This window comes from Novosphingobium sp. 9U (assembly GCF_902506425.1).
Taxonomy (GTDB): Bacteria; Pseudomonadota; Alphaproteobacteria; order Sphingomonadales; family Sphingomonadaceae; genus Novosphingobium.
In genome coordinates this window covers 21,997-39,139 of record NZ_LR732483.1, presented here as the reverse complement: position 1 = coordinate 39,139, position 17,143 = coordinate 21,997, and the positions used below count along the sequence as shown (strand labels likewise).

General features: G+C 62.1%; 12 protein-coding genes and 2 pseudogenes. 8 read left to right on the top strand and 6 right to left on the bottom strand.

Features of this window, described 5'->3' with window-relative positions:
- Positions 1–813: pseudogene (locus tag GV044_RS13980) on the bottom strand (IS110 family transposase); the annotation flags it as partial.
- Positions 814–1,371: 558 nt separating this feature from the next.
- On the opposite strand from GV044_RS13980, the gene GV044_RS22775 reads away from it, so the two are divergent.
- Positions 1,372–1,620 (top strand): hypothetical protein, encoded by a 249-nt coding sequence (locus GV044_RS22775; protein ID WP_371741624.1) that lies wholly within the window; start codon positions 1,372–1,374, stop codon positions 1,618–1,620.
- Between the two features lie 938 nt (positions 1,621–2,558).
- Here the strand turns inward: GV044_RS22775 and GV044_RS13975 are convergent.
- From GV044_RS13975 to GV044_RS13960, 5 genes and pseudogenes are all read right to left on the bottom strand, one after another.
- Positions 2,559–2,981, bottom strand: coding sequence for a hypothetical protein (locus tag GV044_RS13975; RefSeq protein ID WP_159871863.1), 423 nt, complete (start codon positions 2,979–2,981; stop codon positions 2,559–2,561).
- A gap of 645 nt (positions 2,982–3,626) precedes the next feature.
- A complete protein-coding gene (locus tag GV044_RS22200; protein ID WP_236554990.1) occupies positions 3,627–4,343 on the bottom strand; it encodes a hypothetical protein in 717 nt (238 codons plus the stop codon).
- 111 nt (positions 4,344–4,454) lie between these two features.
- Positions 4,455–4,835: pseudogene (locus GV044_RS22770) on the bottom strand (MucR family transcriptional regulator); the annotation flags it as partial.
- 556 nt (positions 4,836–5,391) lie between these two features.
- On the bottom strand, positions 5,392–5,619 hold the full coding sequence (locus GV044_RS13965; protein ID WP_236554989.1) for a hypothetical protein: 228 nt from the start codon (positions 5,617–5,619) through the stop codon (positions 5,392–5,394).
- 260 nt (positions 5,620–5,879) lie between these two features.
- Positions 5,880–8,042 carry an SDR family oxidoreductase gene (locus tag GV044_RS13960; RefSeq protein ID WP_159871854.1) on the bottom strand — a complete coding sequence of 721 codons (2,163 nt, stop codon included), beginning with the start codon at positions 8,040–8,042 and terminating at the stop codon, positions 5,880–5,882.
- A gap of 384 nt (positions 8,043–8,426) precedes the next feature.
- Between GV044_RS13960 and glf the strand changes: the two genes are divergently transcribed.
- From glf to GV044_RS13925, 7 genes are all read left to right on the top strand, one after another.
- Positions 8,427–10,601: a UDP-galactopyranose mutase gene (glf, locus tag GV044_RS13955; RefSeq protein ID WP_236554988.1), complete on the top strand. Its 2,175-nt coding sequence runs from the start codon at positions 8,427–8,429 to the stop codon at positions 10,599–10,601.
- 1,400 nt (positions 10,602–12,001) lie between these two features.
- Complete coding sequence (locus tag GV044_RS13950; protein ID WP_159871848.1) at positions 12,002–12,463, top strand: cytochrome c; 462 nt, start codon at positions 12,002–12,004, stop codon at positions 12,461–12,463.
- Positions 12,460–13,452, top strand: coding sequence for a cytochrome c oxidase subunit II (coxB, locus tag GV044_RS13945; protein ID WP_159871845.1), 993 nt, complete (start codon positions 12,460–12,462; stop codon positions 13,450–13,452). The genes GV044_RS13950 and coxB overlap by 4 nt, the downstream gene beginning before the upstream one ends.
- Positions 13,449–15,338 carry a cbb3-type cytochrome c oxidase subunit I gene (locus tag GV044_RS13940; RefSeq protein ID WP_159871842.1) on the top strand — a complete coding sequence of 630 codons (1,890 nt, stop codon included), beginning with the start codon at positions 13,449–13,451 and terminating at the stop codon, positions 15,336–15,338. The genes coxB and GV044_RS13940 overlap by 4 nt, the downstream gene beginning before the upstream one ends.
- Positions 15,335–15,952, top strand: a complete 618-nt coding sequence (locus GV044_RS13935) for a cytochrome c oxidase subunit 3 (protein WP_159871839.1) — start codon at positions 15,335–15,337, stop codon at positions 15,950–15,952. The genes GV044_RS13940 and GV044_RS13935 overlap by 4 nt, the downstream gene beginning before the upstream one ends.
- On the top strand, positions 15,949–16,257 hold the full coding sequence (locus GV044_RS13930; protein ID WP_159871836.1) for a hypothetical protein: 309 nt from the start codon (positions 15,949–15,951) through the stop codon (positions 16,255–16,257). Before GV044_RS13935 ends, GV044_RS13930 begins: the two co-directional genes overlap by 4 nt.
- Positions 16,245–17,132: a cytochrome c oxidase assembly protein gene (locus GV044_RS13925; RefSeq protein WP_159871833.1), complete on the top strand. Its 888-nt coding sequence runs from the start codon at positions 16,245–16,247 to the stop codon at positions 17,130–17,132. The genes GV044_RS13930 and GV044_RS13925 overlap by 13 nt, the downstream gene beginning before the upstream one ends.
- Positions 17,133–17,143: the final 11 nt, after the last annotated feature.

Here is a 17,143-nt window from a genome sequence, read left to right as displayed (position 1 = left end):
TCTTCGAGATGCTGCCGAGCCGCTGTTTGCCGCCCGTCGAGTGCTGTCGTGGCGCAAGCCCCAACCAGGCTGCGAAGTCGCGGCTCTTGCGGAAGGTCTCCACCGGCGGTGCCAGCGCGACGATCGCTGTCGCGGCGATCGGCCCAATGCCGGGGATGGTCATCAGCCGCCGCGCTGCCTCATCCTCCCTGGCGCGCCTGGCGATCTCGCGATCAAGCGTGGCGATGCGCTCATCAAGCTTGGCCAGCATGTCGACCATGAGCCTGAACATCGGGACCGCGGCTTCCGGCAGACTTTTGAGGCCATCTCATCCTCGTCAAGCAGGTCGGCTAGCATCGTCATGCTGGCTTTTCCACGTGGTGCCACCCAGCCATATTCGGCCAGGTGCCCGCGGATCGCATTGGTGAGCTGGGTGCGCTGACGAACCGCCAGGTCACGCGTGCGGAACACCAGCCCTGCGGCCTGCTGCTCCTCGCTCTTCACTGCTACGAAGCGCATGCCAGGACGCTGCGCCGCCTCGCAGATCGCTTCAGCATCGATCGCGTCGTTCTTGTGCCGCTTCACAAACGGCTTCACGTAAGCGGGCGGGATTAGCCGTACGGTATAGCCCATCTCCAGCAGCTGGCGGGCCCAGTGATGCGCCCCGCCGCACGCCTCCAGCGCAATCATGCATCGAGGCTGTCCGGCGAAGAAGTCGAGGAGCTTGCCCCGGGTCAGCTTCCTGCTGAACAGCATCGCACCGCGCTCGTCAGCCGCGTGCACGTGAAAAAGACTCTTGGCGATATCCAAACCGATTGTGGTAACCTCCGACACGGACGCCTCCCTTAGTGGTGATCAACACCTCCACTATGGCACATCGATGCCGTCGGGGGGCGTCCACCCCATCAGCAAGTGGGTCACGCAGGCATCAACATGCGAAATGACCGCTCGGCGCGGTGCTGCTCGACTTTGGACAAGCGACACTGTCCAGTGCCCCTAATCCTGGTGGGGGGCAGCGTCTCTCAAGGCGGGGACGTTGAGGACGCTATGACCGCGTTCAGGGGTCAGGACGCTGACCAGGGGACGCCGCTCTCGCCGGTCTATCAGAGCCCAGTTTCCCGATAAAGGTGCCTGCGTGGATGAGAGGCAAGGCGCGGCCCGCGAACTTCACCGCTGCCGCAAAACCGTTCCTTGCAAATAGCGGGAGGATTTACCTGAGAGTCATACCGGCCCAATCCACGCCTGAACTTCGACATCGAGCGCCGTCGCGCCCAATACTACGGCCTCGTGGCGGCGGCGGCATGTGAGGCTGGCGTTCCCACCCGTCTTCTCGATGCACTTGTGATCTAGGAGAGCCGCTATAATCCGGCAGCGCGCAGTGCCAAGGGCGCGATCGGACTGTCCCAGCTCATGCCGGCTATGGCGCGTCAGCTAGGGGTGCCGAGCCCCTGCGCTATGACCGAAAAACCTGAGCGGAGGGGCGCGTATGTCGGCAATGAACGGATGAATATGCGAAACTTGATTGAAGCAGCTGTAGGTCCGTTTGGACCGACAACTGCCTCGATCGTACGATACCCGAGCTCTTCGAGCACCTTGCTCTCGGGTGCGTGCTTGTTGGTGAGCTTCTGGGCGCCTTGGTGATCAGGCGGGACAATCGTAGTCGAGGTACTTGCCAGCCTTCTTGGCCGGCACATCGAGGATTTCGATGATCACTGCTTTGAGGGCGTGGTGCTCGTGGCGACTGATCATTGGCATCCCACCACGCCTTCACCGCCGGTTCCCAGGTGACGAAGTCCTCTGCCGATAACAGCTCTTTCATGCCGCGCAGGATCTCGGCCCACATCGCCTCTTCGGAGTAGAGCGTGCAGCCCTCCTCCTCGAGCATGCGGCGCATACGCTCCTTGTCGCACGAGTGCCGCAATGCAGGTAGAACGTGGGTGGTTTGAGGAGACCGGGCAGGTCGCGCAGTGACGCGGGCACAGACGGCTCCGCCTCGCCTGCTTCGACCGGGTAAGTGGACATAGGTTGGACCTTTCACGATCGGCAAAGTTTTTGTAGGCGGCAGGTATGAGTGATCCGGTTACATCTCCCACAGGCGCAGCTCAGTTGCCGACCGATCACCCTCGCATACGGGAGGTTCATGCCGAAGGCCGCGTGTTCTCGTCGATCTTGGAAGCTGCACGCGAGCTAGGCATTACCCCGGACACGGTACGCAGCAGGATTAAGCGGGAGGTCGCCAGTTACGCCTTTGGAGGTGCGAGAAAGCCCCAACCTGGCGGCTCAACACGATTGCACGGCCGGCCGGTCGTCATTGCGGGAGTGCGATATGCTACCATGAAAGCGGCGGCGGCGCAGCTAAACACGAACACCAGCGAAATTAGGCGGAAGATAATGCAGGGGATCGTTGGCTACTGGTACGAGGACGAGGGGCAGCGCTTAGACTCTCGACGAGACATTAGGCGACCGATTTTCGCCGATGGTAAGCCATACGAAAGTATCGCCGCTGCCGCACGGGATTTACGGCTAACCCGCCCGACGGTTCATGCTCGTATAAAGTCCGAAAGGTTCCCAGACTACTTCTACCAGAAATAAAGGAAGTTGATGCACACGTTGCGATCGAACACATCAACGTACATGTTACGGGTTTCGGTCATGTAGTCCTGTCCAAGCGAGTGCGATTGGTAGCTGAAGCGGAAGTCCGGCACGACCACCTGCATGAGTTTGCCCGACCGGTAGCCCCACTGCGCAGGCCGCGTACTGCGCCTGCCCCTCAGCCGTCGCCAGCGTGTCGAACTGTGCTTTGAGGTGGGCTTGGCGGTCCATGCTGACGATAGCGGTGGTCTCGACCAACTCGCCACCGGCGGAGCCATCGGCGTCGTTCGGTCGGGTGGGTAAGCGGTGTGGAGGCCGAAGTCGATCGAGAGGTTCGAGCCGCCGACCGCCTTGTTGGCGACGAACAGCGTGCCGTCCTTGAGCAGCGGCGTTGCGCGCAGCGCCGGCACGCTCGGCGAGGCTCCGTCGTCGTAGTCGTCGATGGTGGCGGTGTACTCACCTCGAACGTCGGCGTCGTTGTGCCATCACGGGGCGACATCGGCATGCCCCATCAAAAGCACGAAAGCGGCGGTTCCCACGGCTTCGTGGACGAGCTGCTAGCCCGCCAGAATTTGGTACGGGGTTGGCGCTGACCGTACTCATTTCCACGTTCGCTGGTGGGTGAGCCGGATCTGATCTGCGCAGTCCAGCGTCGGTCCGCAGCCTGTCGCGCAGCGCGGATGAACATTGCCGCTACGGAGTCACCGTTTTCGCCTAAGCGCCTTCGTCCCGACCGGTCCTCACCATTACGGGCGTGCTCTGGTCGCTCCACCGCCTTGCCGCAATCGGCACCCAGCCGGGTCAAGTCTCGCACGATCAGCGGCGGAGCGCCGGCGCAAAGCGTTCTCGAGCGAGTTGACCGACACGAAGCCCGAGCGCCTGGACGGCCTCATTGAGAAAGCAGAAATGCATGACACCTCGTATACGCACCAGGCTGGTCGCAGCCCGGAGCAGCAGCCTCCTGGGCTTGGCTTGAAAGTGGAAGCTGCTTCATCTTACCGAGAGTAGCCAGGCTCATGAGAACTGTGTCCGATGCCGCGATCGGGGGCATCCGCTCAGATAGAGAGTATAAGAATGTCTTCGGGGCGCGGCAGTTCGCCCTTGAACGACGGAAGGGGCGTGATCGCTTCCTCAAGAAGTCTTACATTCCCAAGCCCGGCAAACTTGAACTGCCCAAGCCGCCTTTCCTCGTCTGCTTTCCAGGTTTTTCCAAGGTTCAGCGCGGCTACGAACAAGTCTCCGTGACGTTCGAAGATCTGGTGAGGCGCCAGCTTAATCACACTGCCGTTGTAAAGCGCCGTCACCGCTCGCTTGCGCGTTATCGCTTCCATCAGAGTCAACCTGGGTGACGAACCTTTAACAACAGGCTCATCCTGCGCCTGGAAAGGAGCTAGGGGTTCGAGCGCAGGCGCTTTTTCATCCTGCCCGCTCGAGGCGGCTGCTCGTGCCGCGGCAGGCTCCAAACAGTCCTCAAGACCACCAAAAAGCGCGCTTTTTGCGGCTGCTGCCGTACCATCCCCGTGCGATTGCTCCTCGGCCTCATTGACGCTTTGCTCAAAACGGCTCAGCTTCGAGCGTTGTTGGGCCGAATGGGTTTCGCTGCTTTTGCTCTCGGGTGACAAGCAGGCATCGAAAGCCCTTTGCGGTCTCTTGACCTCCAATGAGATCACTGTTTCGCCTGGTGAACCGCGCCTTCCCGCCGACCCGCCATTCTCTTCTGCCCCGACATTCGACGCGTTCCCACTGGGTCCGTTGTCCTCTTCGACGGACATCGAAGGACTCGTCTGAATAGAGCTGGCTGCGGGCGCCACCTGCGCCGCCGGTGCCACTGCTTCGTCAGTGCGAGCTTTGCGCCCTACAGCCCTCCTCGCTAGTGCAGTCTGCTGCGCAAGCGCACGACGATATGCGGCATAGCTGGGCGCGACCATCGGGTAATCGTCTGGAAGTTCGTAGCGGGCTCGATAGCTCTCGGGCGTAAGGCCGTTGGCGGTTAAGTGGCGTCGCAGAGCACGATACGGCTTGCCATCAATCATACTAAGGATGTGCTCTGGAGAGGCTAAGCTTCTCCGGACGGAAACCGCACGAGCGAAACTCGTTGTTTCGGCTCTGCCAAAAACTGGAGCCTTCTCCTCGATGAGTGCCGTCCTTGTCGACCGGATGAGATCCGGTAGGTCTCGCGAGGCGACCGTGCTGTTGAACAGATAAGCGCTAAGCAGTTCCACGGCGAGGGCGGTGCCCTCAGGCAAACTTTTGTTCCGAGACATTCCGACGAGACACTCTACAATCGATGATAGACCGCTTCTGCGGCGGCGAGTGGCCCTTTGCAGCATTCACTGCCGCCTTATCAATGGCGAACAGCTTCCTTCTCGCACCAGCAAGAGCGCAGCCCTGCACCTCAGGCATGTCGGAAGCCCGCCCTGCCGAGCGAAGCTGGAAACCGCCGACGTGACCAACGACGAGACGGGAGCACCTAGTCCGATCCGCTCGCCGGACGTAAGGTGAGAACAATGCTACGACGCTTGGCAGCGTAGGACCCAACGATGGCTCCCCGCCAAGGCCGGCGCTACGGGTAGAGTGAGATGGCGCAGTATTGTGCGGCTTGCCTGTTTGGCTCACCAGACAACCCGTCTCCGCCGCGGCCCATTGAACTGGACATGCGGATCTGCCTGCCTCCAGCTCTCGGACAACGCATCACGCCTTCGCTTAGGGCGCGCCGCGACCAAGCTGAGTAGCATGTACGAGTCCATACTGCTCGTAGAGGTGCTAGAATAAATTGGCTCCCGGCTTCTTGCCGGCTTTCCCGTGCTTGCGCCGAAGCCACTAACTCAGGCACACTACCGTGTAGCTATCGATCGCGCGGTGCGCCGGGCGCATGGTGTTAACCGTGAAGTAGTCGGCCCGTGCAGATGTACACGTCGATGACAGGGTATAGAGCTGTATCCACGGAATGCGCTCTACAAAGGCGAGCGCGTAGTGGCAGGATCGCTTGGAGAAGTCGGAATTCTGGAAGTTGCCGATGCAGTCCGGCATGCCGAAGTGGCAAGTCAATGATCGGCACGATATTGCGCCGGTTCAGCTCGGCAAAGGCGAGGTCTGAGAGTTTCCCGATCGTACGTGTCCGGGCCAAGACAGGTCTTGTGGATCGGTGAGCCAAACCGCAGGTCGCCGATGCCAATCCCCTGGGAAAGGGCGAAGTCTTCTTTCCAGCGCTGGTAGTGGCCTCAGCTCTCCATTTCATGGTATTCTCATTGATGTATCGCACTATCTTGGACCTTGTGCGCCCCGTTTCTTTCGTGGCTATACTCAGACTAAGCCAATGCGTGCGCGAAGCGCTCGATCGCACTGGACAGCGATGGCATCGCGGCCCCCTTTACACTCACGAGCGCGCTGGCACGTGGCCGTCGCGCCCTCCATCCAAGCTGCATTCCGGGAACAGGGTCTATCAGCCTCGCGTCCAGCCCGCAGGCGCGTGCCACCTGGGTGGCGAACTCTGCCCAGCTTACGGCCGCCTCGTTGCTGAGGTGCCAGATGCCCGTCTCGCGATCGATAAGCAGGTCTAGCGCCGCATCGCACAAGTCCGGCACGTAAGTGGGCGATATCATATAATCGGCGGCCGCTGCGAAGCGCGTTCCGCGCCGCAGGTGATCCACCACCGCCATAGCGAAGTTGTAGGGATCATGCGGCGAGAAGAATGCTGCGGTCCGGATCACAAGGTGCTCGCCAGCCAGCGCGGCAACCGCACTCTCCATGCGCAGCTTGCTGTCGCCATAGACACTGAGAGGTGCCGGCTGGTCGCTCTCGCAATAGCTCTGCTGAGCTGCATCCCCGAAGACAAGGTCGCTAGAGACGTTGACAGTTGCGATCTCACGGGCGGCACATGCTCGAGCGAGGGCAGTCGCGCCTTCGGCATTGGCTCTCATGCACGGTTCTCGCTCGTCTTCGGCGTCGTCGACCCGAACCCAGCCTGCGGCGTTGACGACTGCCCAAGGCTGATGCCGTTCGAGCGCGGCTTCGATGCTGGAGCTGTCGTCCAAATTTAACTGCTGACGCCCGGTCGTAAGGCAAGCGAGATCTCGTTGCGCACATGCTCGGGCTAGCGCTTGCCCCAAGGTCCCGGTGGCGCCCAAGATCAGCAATGGACGCCGCTTGTCTCCCTTGATCTCGGCTCCAAGGTGAGCCCGCAAAGCAGCTGGGCGGTTCACTACAGGGTGGCACAGACGCGCCGGACGGCGCCACCAGCCTGCACCTTGAGCAAGGGCAGGCGGCTCCCCGCCGGTGCCAACCGCGGCTAGCAGGTGCCCCATCGCCGTCTCGCGAGGCTGGCCGCTGCGCATGTCGTAGGCTCCGGCCTCATAAAGCCCGCGCGCTGTCAGCAAGGTATTCCAGCCCGTATTTCCATATAACGCCCACGCGGTGACCGCACGTACGTCGACACCGCAACCCCGCAACTCGCCAGCGGTTCTCCAGGCCTCTGCAAACCAGCGCAGTTGCTCCTCGCGCGAGCACCCGTTGTGAACCTCGGTGGCAGCGAGCGGTATTTGGTAGCGCTGCCAAGCCTCTGCCAGAGCGCCTCGGAGGCCACCTGTCGGTGGCTCAAGAACCCGAACCGCCTCAACGTCGGCGAAGCCCTGCCAGTCGTTTTGGCCGTGTGTGTGTGCGGGGTAGCGCTTCAGGCGATGATCTAGAAAGCGGTCGCTGGTCAGGTAATGATTGACCCCGATCACGTCCGGCGGGCAGGGATCGTCTACAAGTGACCGCAGCCTGCTTTCGAAGCCATAGTCGCAGAGTCGAACCCAGAATTCGTGCGTACGGTCGACGCGGCCGCATAGCAGATCCCAGCCCATCCAACGGCGGACATTGTCGAAGCCCGCCTGCTCGGCCAAAGCTGCAGTGGCATAGGTCCGGCCAAGGTCATCGGTCTGGATCAGCCGTGCAGCCGGATTGATGCTGCGGACGGCCTTCATGGCAGCACGCGTGGCCTCGATCTGGGTGATCAGTGCCGCCCAAAATGTCCGCTCGTCCCGAGCATGCGGGTACCAGATCCCGTATAATGCCGAAAAGCGCGCCGTGGTGAGCGGCTCGTTGACCGGTGTCCAATCCTGCACCCAAGGATAGCGACCGGCAACGGACAGGGCATGGGCCGCAAGTCCCTCAACAAAGCTCTGCTCGATCAGCGAGGTGTGCCGCGGACCGCTGCCATGATGCACCAGCCCGACGATCGGCCGAATGCCGTGTTCCTGCAACAAGCCGAGACCGTGGTCGCTCCAGCTCCAGTCCGGCAAGTGTTGCGGATCGGGCGCTACCCGTTCCCAAAGAACGGGAAAGCGGAGCGCCTTGACCCCTAAAGGAGCAAGGGCGGCGAGGTCGTCTAACCGATCGTGGTGGCCCGTTAAGATCAGCTGATCTTTGTAATCGTCGCCCGTGCGGTTGACGGTACACTCGGCGCCAGCCCAGAGTTCCAGGTTACTCATTTGCCATGCCCCTTAGAGGGATCAGATTCCGACACCTCAGGCGTTACTAATATAAGTAAATATCAAATGTTGTTCGCGGCGATTTGGTCATGATGTTGGAACAAGGAACCCTGGACTGTGTTCCCCGTAAAGTACCGCCGCGGAGAATCTGGCATGTCTGATAGAGCCTCTAGCTGCGGCAAATTTCACAAGTGCGGTGAGCAAGCACAAGAGCCTCTACTCATCTGCTTCAGTCATCTACGATGGGACTTCGTGTTCCAGCGCCCGCAGCATTTGATGACACGCCTGGCGAAGTCCTACCGCGTTGTCTTTTGGGAAGAGCCCAAGCAAGTTGCGGGATTGAACGAGGCGCGCCTTTCATTGCGCCCTTGCGCCAAGAGCGGCGTGACCGTCGCCTCGCCGGAACTTCCCGAAGGCCTCGATCAGCAAGGTACCGATGCGGCGCTTCGCGTGCTGCTCGATGGCCTACAGGCCAATCGCGATGGCAAGCTGTTGCTGTGGTACTACACGCCCATGATGCTTTCGTTCTCGCAGCATCTGGAGGCCGATTGCGTCATCTACGACTGCATGGACGAACTTGCCAATTTCAAGTTTGCTCCGCCCGAGCTGCTCGCGCGTGAAGCACAGCTGCTACAGTCGGCCGATCTAGTCTTCACCGGCGGTTACTCGCTCTATGAAGCCAAGCGCGATCGCCACGCCAGCGTTCACCCGTTCCCGTCGAGTGTGGAACGAGAGCACTTCATCGTTGCCCGGAGCGGGATGGAAGAGCCACGTGACCACCGCGACCTGCCGCGCCCGCGATTTGGTTTCTACGGCGTCGTCGACGAGCGAATGGACTTTAGCCTGCTGGGGCAGCTCGCCGATGCGCGCCCTGAGTGGTCGATCATCATCATTGGTCCCGTGGTGAAGATCGATCTCGCCGACCTGCCGCAGCGCGCCAACCTCCTCTACCTTGGCGGCAAGTCCTACGCCGAGCTGCCGGCCTACCTTGCAGGTTGGGACGTGGCGTTGATGCCGTTCGCCATCAACGAGGCGACCCGGTTCATCAGCCCGACAAAGACGCCCGAGTACCTATCGGCCGGCAAGCCGGTCGTGTCGACGCCGATCACCGATGTGGTGCGGCACTACGGTTCGATGGCCGGAGTGACAATCGCGGATGGCCCCGAGGCTTTCATCACTGCCTGCGACCAAGCGCTTGCCCTCGCTCAGAGCGATGGGGCCTGGCTTAAGGAGGCTGACACCTTCCTGTTGCAGACCGGGTGGGACGATACCGTAGACCGCATGCGCGGGCTGATCGACACGCAGCTGCTCACCAGTCGGGCGCTGCATCCGGTGGTTTCGCCGACGACCTGGCCGCCCGAAGCCCCGACGAGCTACGACGTCATGATCGTAGGCGCGGGCTTTGCCGGATCGGTCATGGCGGAGCGCCTCGCTTCCATCGGCAAGCGCGTGCTCGTCGTCGATCGCCGCCCGCACATTGCCGGTAACGCTTACGATCGCCTCGACGACGCGGGGCTGCTCATCCACCAATACGGCCCGCATATCTTCCACACCAACAGCGCCGACATCTTCGACTACTTGTCACAATTCACTGAGTGGCGGCCCTATGAGCACCGCGTGCTCGCCAAGGTGGACGGACAACTGGTGCCAATCCCGATCAACCGCACGACGATCAACAAGCTCTATGGGCTCGCCCTCAAGACCGATGCGGAAACCCAAGCCTTCCTCGATGCCCGCGCCGAGCCGGTCTTGGTGATCGAGACATCCGAGGACGTGGTGATCTCGGCCGTGGGCCGCGAACTTTACGAGAAGTTCTTCCGCGGGTATACCCGCAAACAGTGGGGGCTCGACCCCTCGGAGCTCGACAAGGCGGTCACCTCGCGCGTGCCGACGCGCACCAACACCGACGACCGCTACTTCGCCGATCGCTTCCAGGCGATGCCCGCGCAGGGCTACACCAAGATGTTCGAGCGCATGCTCGACAACTCCAACATCGACCTGCTCCTCGGCGCCGACTATGCCCAAGTTCGCGGCGCATACCCGCACGCGCACCTGGTGTTCACCGGGCCGATCGACGAATACTTCGGCTATCGCTTCGGCAAGCTGCCCTACCGCTCGCTGCGCTTCGAGCACGAGACGGTGGACACGCCCTGGTTCCAGCAAGTGGCCGTGGTGAACTATCCCGACATTGCGACGCCTTATACGCGCATTACTGAGTATAAGCACCTCACGGGCCAGGAGCACGAGAGAACCAGCATCACCCGCGAGTACCCGGCGGCGGAGGGCGATCCGTACTACCCCATTCCCCGGGAAGAGAACCAGACGCTTTTCAAACGCTACGAGGCGCTCGCCAAGGCTGAAGAGAATGTCACCTTCGTAGGCCGTCTGGCGACATACCGGTACTACAACATGGACCAGATTGTCGGCCAAGCGCTTGCGACATTCCGGCGCACTTTCGTTGAAGGGGAAAAGCACCGCGCCTTGTCAGCCAGGGCTGTTCCGGAGCTCGCTGCTCTAGGCGAAGAAAAGCAAACCACTCCAGTCGCGTCGGCTGCCTAAGTTTAACACAAGCTGATCAGCTCTGCCGTTTCCGGCGGCGTGCGACACGTCAAATAGAGAGGGCCTCTATGATTGGCCACCTTGTGCTAATCGCCATCTCGGACCAATTCCAAAGCGATTACGTTGGCTCCGGCCTTGTCGCTGCCGGTGCCCGTATAGTGGGACCGACCGCGAGTGCGGGCGGAGCCTTAGATTTACTGTTATCGGCTAGTGAGCAGCCGCAGGCGGTAGTGATGAGCGAACAGCTTGATGACGGCGATTGCAGCTGCCTACTGCAAGTTCTGCACCGCCGGAGGACGCCGTGCCTAGTGCTCTCGCGATCAACCAGCGTACGGCAGTTTGTTGAAGCATGCGTGCTGCGCGAGCCTTTCGCGTCCTTCCAAGTCGTAGATTGGGTTGCCGGTTCATCTAACAAGTCATGACCAACACTGCTTTGTCCTCCTATGTGAACCTGGAAACCCTAGGAGCTGTTTCGCTGCGGAAGCTGTCAAGGACCCGTGCTGCGTGAACTCGGCACAGTGTTGTCGACGTGAGAAAGCCTCGACCGTAAGCCGTAGTACGATCAACCTTCTAATGCGACTGTTGGTTCACGTAGACGCGGACAGTTTCATGGGTGCGCGCGACCTCGCGCCGACAAGGCTAATGCGCAAACGGGATCAAACATGTGAGGTGGGAACTGGGATATAGATCGCTGTAACTCGGGCGTCGCAGCCGCAAAATGGCGAACGGCGTGGGCACTCCTCACTTCTCATTTAGCTATAGTCTCTCCCTAAGCTGTTGTACGATCCCAAGCCGCCGTTCCGATCACCCAATGCAGATTGTCGAAGCGGTCTAGGCCTCTCCTGTGATATGGCGAGGTTGTGTGGTGTCTGCTGCGTACAAGCTGTGCCGCGAGCGCACCCTCGTCACTTGTGTCGTCGGCTTTTACCGCTGCGAGACTTTCAGGCATGCGGCGCCCTTTCAAAATCTCTCTCGTCAAACCGGACGTTCCCCTAGAGAGAACAATGATCGAGATGGCCGGCATAGTGCGGATCAACGTACGAAGGCGCGTGTATCCTGCTCGATCGCGGACTGCGCGTCGAAGAAGGAGCACAATGAGTTGGGCGATTAAATCAACAGTTTACCAGGTATCAACGTTCTCAAGGATTTATTGGGCGCGCCGCCCAGAAAAGATCATTCGCCTGCTCGTCCTGCGCTGGTGCCCACAGGCCCGACTTAGCCAAGATCCAATTAACCTGCATCATGGATATACGAAAACAGTGAACAATTGTGAGCCGATCCATCGCTCGGAGCTTGCGTTCGCGAGAACTCGGAAGCCATGAAAGCGTTGTGCGCAACAGAGCAGCAACAATGAGCTTGAGGGTACTGTGGCAATCGGGAGGGGTGGTCTGCCAACGACGATGTGGTTCAGCACGCGAGCGGCGTTCGGGCTGTTGGCTGTATCGCTCTGTAGCTGCAGCAACGAGGCGCGCCAAGTTGGCCCTTCGTTGCCACAAACCGCTCCTCTGAACGACGACGATCCACGCATTGGGGCCTACCAAGCCAATCTTTACCAAATCTCGCAGGGCGGCCGGTACTTCGGATGGTACGGGTGCTCTGGGTGCCACACCGATGACGCTCCTGGTGCCCGTGACCTTCCCGATGGCCAATGGCGTCAGGGCAGCGGCTTTGCGCAAGTCTATGCTGCGATCGCGGATCGGCACGGACAGCTTGCTTTTCGCCAGCGCATTCCGGTCGAGCAGCTATGGCAACTGACGGCATACGTTCGAGATCTGCCGCAGCACACGCAGGACAAGCGCCGCCGCCAGCAAGCCGATCAGAAGAGCGAGCCGGTGGGGCCTGCATGGACGGGTCCACAATGAGGGCCTGGGTCGCCCTGACCCTGGCCCTAGCGCTGGCGGGCTGCTCTGGCGTGCAGACACCTCTTGCGCCTTGGGGCGACCAGGCAAGCACCTTGCACGGGCTGTTCTGGCTGATGACCGCCGTCTGCAGCCTGATCTACACGCTGGTGATCGGTGGGCTTGTCTGGAGTTTGCTGCGCGTGCGCAAACCGTCGAGCGCGGGCGAAGGTGCGGCTGTCGACCGCACGCTGGACCGCGGCGTCTGGGTCACGACTGGATTGATCGTCGCTGGACTGACGGTGCTGATTATCGGCAGCTTCCTAGCCGACCGCGAGCTGTTCTCCACGCGCGGACAGAACGCCATGCTGGTGCGCGTGACAGGACACCAATGGTGGTGGCGGATCGAATACCGCGATCCGGCGACCGGCCGCCTTGTCGAGACCGCGAATGAACTGCACCTGCCGCGCGGCCGGACCACTCGGGTGCAACTCGGCTCGGCCGACGTGATCCACAGCTTCTGGGTGCCTAACGTCGCCGGCAAGCTCGACATGATTCCGGGCAGGCGCAACCAGCTCGACCTGACGCCCCGGCGCGAGGGCTGGTTCCGAGGTCAGTGCGCCGAGTTCTGCGGCACCCAGCACGCGCACATGGCCTTCGATGTAAAAGTCGACAGTCCGGCCGATTTCGACGCTTGGCTTGCTGGCCAGGCAAGACCCGCAAGCCAAGCGTCCGACGCAAAGGCAAGCCGCGGTCAAGCGGTGTTCTCGCAGACATGCGCTGCGTGCCACACCGTACGCGGCATGAGCGCCAACGGCCGCGCCGGCCCCGACCTGACTCACGTCGCCGCTCGCCGCTCAATCGCGGCCGGTACGCTGCCGATGAGCCGTGGCGGACTGCAGGGCTGGATCGCGCAGCCCCAGGCGCTCAAGCCCGGCACCTCGATGCCCTCCATCCCGCTATCTGGAGCGAAGGCCGATGCGATAGCTCAATACCTTGCAGGTTTGAAATGATCCCCGATCAGCTCCGCATCGAACAGCTCGACCGCACCTGGGCCGATGCGCCGGGGCTCTGGGGATTCCTCACCACTGTGGATCACAAGCGCATCGCGGCGCGCTACATCATGACCGCGCTGCTGCTGATGTTCCTGGCTGGCATGCTAGCACTCGACATGCGCTGGCAGCTTTCGATTCCTGAAAACACGCGCATGACCCCGCAGTTGTTCAACGAGAGCTTCTCGCTCCACGGCTCGACCATGCTGTTCCTGGTGTCGGTGCCGGTGGTGGAGGCCATGGCGATCTGGCTGGTACCGCTGATGCTGGGCACCCGTAACCTCGCCTTCCCGCGACTGGGCGCCTTCAGCTTCTGGCTGTACCTGGGCGGCGTGATGACGCTGTGGATCGCTCACGCGTTCGACATCACGCCGGACCTTGGCTGGTTCGAGTACCCGCCGCTCTCCGGCCCTTCGTACTCGCCCGGCCACCGCGCCGACATCTGGGCGCAGATGATCACCTTCACCGAAGTCGCCGCGCTTGCTGCCTCGGTGAACATCGCGGCGACCATCCTCAAGATGCGGCCGCCCGGCATGACCCTGGCGCGCATGCCGGTATTCCTGTGGGCTATGCTGATCTCCTCGATCATGACGATCCTGTCGATGCCCGCGATCATGCTGGTGACCTCGATGCTTATCGCTGACCGCATGGTCTCCACCCACTTCTTCTCGCCAGGCGCAGGTGGCGACGTGCTGCTGTTCCAGCACTTGTTCTGGTTCTTCGGGCATCCGGAGGTCTACATCATCTTCATCCCGGCGACTGGATTCGTCTCCTCCATCATCGAGACGTTCTCCCGCCGTCCGCTCTTCGGGCACTCAGTGCTGGTGCTGGCGATCATGGCTATCGGCGCGCTCGCCTTCGGCTTGTGGGTGCACCACATGTTCGCAGTCGGACTGCCGCGGCTGGGCAACGACTTTTACACCGCGGCCAGCATGGCGATCGCCCTGCCGGCGGGCCTGCAGATCTTCTGCTGGCTCGCGACGATGTGGAGCGGGCGGCTGAAGTTGGCGACGCCGATGCTGTGGATGATCGGCTTCGTATCGACTTTCGTCATTGGCGGGCTATCCGGCATCATGACGGCTTCGGCCGCGCTCGACCTGCAGCTGACCGACACCTACTTCGTCGTCGCTCACTTCCACTACGTGCTGGTGGGCGGGGCGATGTTCCCGCTCTTCGGGGCGTTCTGCTATTGGTACCCGAAGGCGACCGGGCGGCTGATGTCGGAGCGCTGGGGCATGGTCGCGTTCGCGCTGATCGTCGGCGGGTTCAATCTAGGCTTTTTACCGATGCATGTGCTCGGCCTGATGGGCATGCCACGCCGCGTCTACACCTACCCGGAGGGCATGGGCTGGGACCTGCTGAACCAGATCGCCACTGCCGGCAGCGCTATTTCGGTCTTGGGTGGGCTGGTCTTCGTCGGCAATGCGCTGGTCAGCTACTGGCGCGGCAAGCCTTCTGGCCCAAATCCCTGGGAAGGCTCCACGCTTGAGTGGGCGGTGCCATCGCCCACGCCCGCTTGGAACTTCGCCTATACACCCGTGGTCTCCAGCCTGACGCCGATGTGGGACAAAGGGCCAGTAAAGGTCGTGGACGGCATCGCCATCGAACGGCGCGAGGTGCTGGTCACCACGGTGATCGATGCCGCGCCGATCTACCGCCAGAAAAGCGCTGGCCCTTCGATCTGGCCGCTGGTTTCGGCGCTGACGGTGACCGTCATGTTCCTCGGCAGCATCTTTACGCCCTGGGCTGTGGCCATCGGCGCTGTGCCGATCGGCGCGGCGCTGACCGGCTGGTTTTGGCCGGAGCGGGGCCGCGCCAAGACCGGGCCGCTGGCGGTGCGCACATGATCTTCGGCCGTGACATCGAAATCGTTGGCAACCTCTCCGACCTGCCCGCCAGCGCAAGCGGCCCGCGTCATCTGGTGTGGTGGGGCAACATCGGCTTCATGTTGATCGAGGGAACCGGCTTCGCTCTTGCGGCCGCTGCCTACCTCTACGTGATGACGCAGGCGTCGCATTGGCCGCTATCGGGTGACCAGCCTCCCGGGCTCAGGTGGAGCACCGTCTTTACGATCGGCATGATCCTCAGCACGGCGACGAACTGGTGGGTCCTGCGCTGCGTGCGTTGCAAGAGCGCGAGCGGCGTACGCTGGGGCACGGCGGCGATGGCGCTCGCCGCGGCCATTCTGCTGATTCCTCGCGCGCTGGAATTTGCGCACCTGCACGTGCCCTGGCACCAGGACGCCTATGGATCTGTCATGTGGCTGCTGCTGGTGCTGCACACTACGCACGTGGTCACCGAATGCGGCGAAAGCGCGGTGCTGGCGACCTGGTTCTTCACTCACGAGTTGGGCGACGATCAATTTGCAGATGCGGAGGACAATGCCAACTACTGGACCTTCGTGGTGCTCGCGTGGCTACCGCTCTACCTGCTGATCTACTGGGCGCCGAGGGTGGCATGAGCATCCGCGCGCGCACCTGGGCGGCCCTTGCCACACCGCCGTTCACCTGGTTCCTGTTCGAGCAAGGCCTCTCGGCGCTGCTGCATGCGAATTGCTTGCGCTGGGATCTCGGCCTCGCGTGGGGGCTGGCGAGCCTTGCGCTCTGCGCTGTCTCCTTTCGGTTTGCCTGGCCCCTGCACAAGCATGAAGGGCTGTTGGCGAACCCGTGGCTCGCCCGCTTGGCGCTGGCGCTGACCGGGATCTTCTGCTTGGCAATTGCCTTCCAAACCCTCGCTATCGCCATGGTGCCCGCATGCGTCGGCTGACCGCCACATTAGTCCTGACCATCCTTTTGGCATTCGGCCTCTTCGTGCCGGTACAGGCGCACGAAACTGGCAGGAGCCACCTTGAGCCACCCGGCTGGACGCTCGATCTATCGATATTGGCGCCGCTGATGCTCTCGCTGGCGCTGTACGCGATCGGCTGGCGGCGTCTTCGCCAGCGCTCGCACGGCGGCGCAGAGCGCCTAGCGCACCGGGCACGGCTATTCGGCAGCGGTTGGTTGGTGCTCACCGGCGCCCTGGTCTCGCCATTGCATGAGGCCGGCGAACGCTCCTTTGCCGCGCACATGTTCGAGCATGAATTGATCATGCTAGTCGCCGCCCCCTTGCTTGTTCTGGCAGAGCCGCTGGCCGTCATGCTTTGGGCCTTCCCGTCGGGAGGACGACGCAGTCTCGGCAGCGTCACGAACTTGCGTCCGGTCGAAGCGACATGGCTCCTGCTTTCAGGTGCGGTGACCGCAACGCCGCTGCAGGCTGCAGCGCTGTGGCTGTGGCACGCCCCGGCCCTGTTTGACTTGGCACTCGCGGACGAGCGCTGGCATGCCGCTCAACATTTTTCATTTCTGATCAGCGCACTGCTGTTCTGGACGGCCATGCTCGGGCGGCGGACAGCTCCTGGCGTGGCCGCCCTGTGTCTGGTGGGGACATCGATCGTATCGGGCGCGCTCGGCGCATTGATGGCGTTTGCGACCAGTCCTTGGTACGCTGGCTACGCGCGCCTTGGTATGGCGCCCTTCGGGCTTTCCCCGGCCGAGGACCAGCAAGTTGCCGGCCTGCTGATGTGGGTGCCGGGCGGCCTTGTTCACGCGGGGGCCGCGCTGCTGATCATGCGGCGCCTGCTGAGGCCGGCCCATGCTTAGCCGGCGGCCCT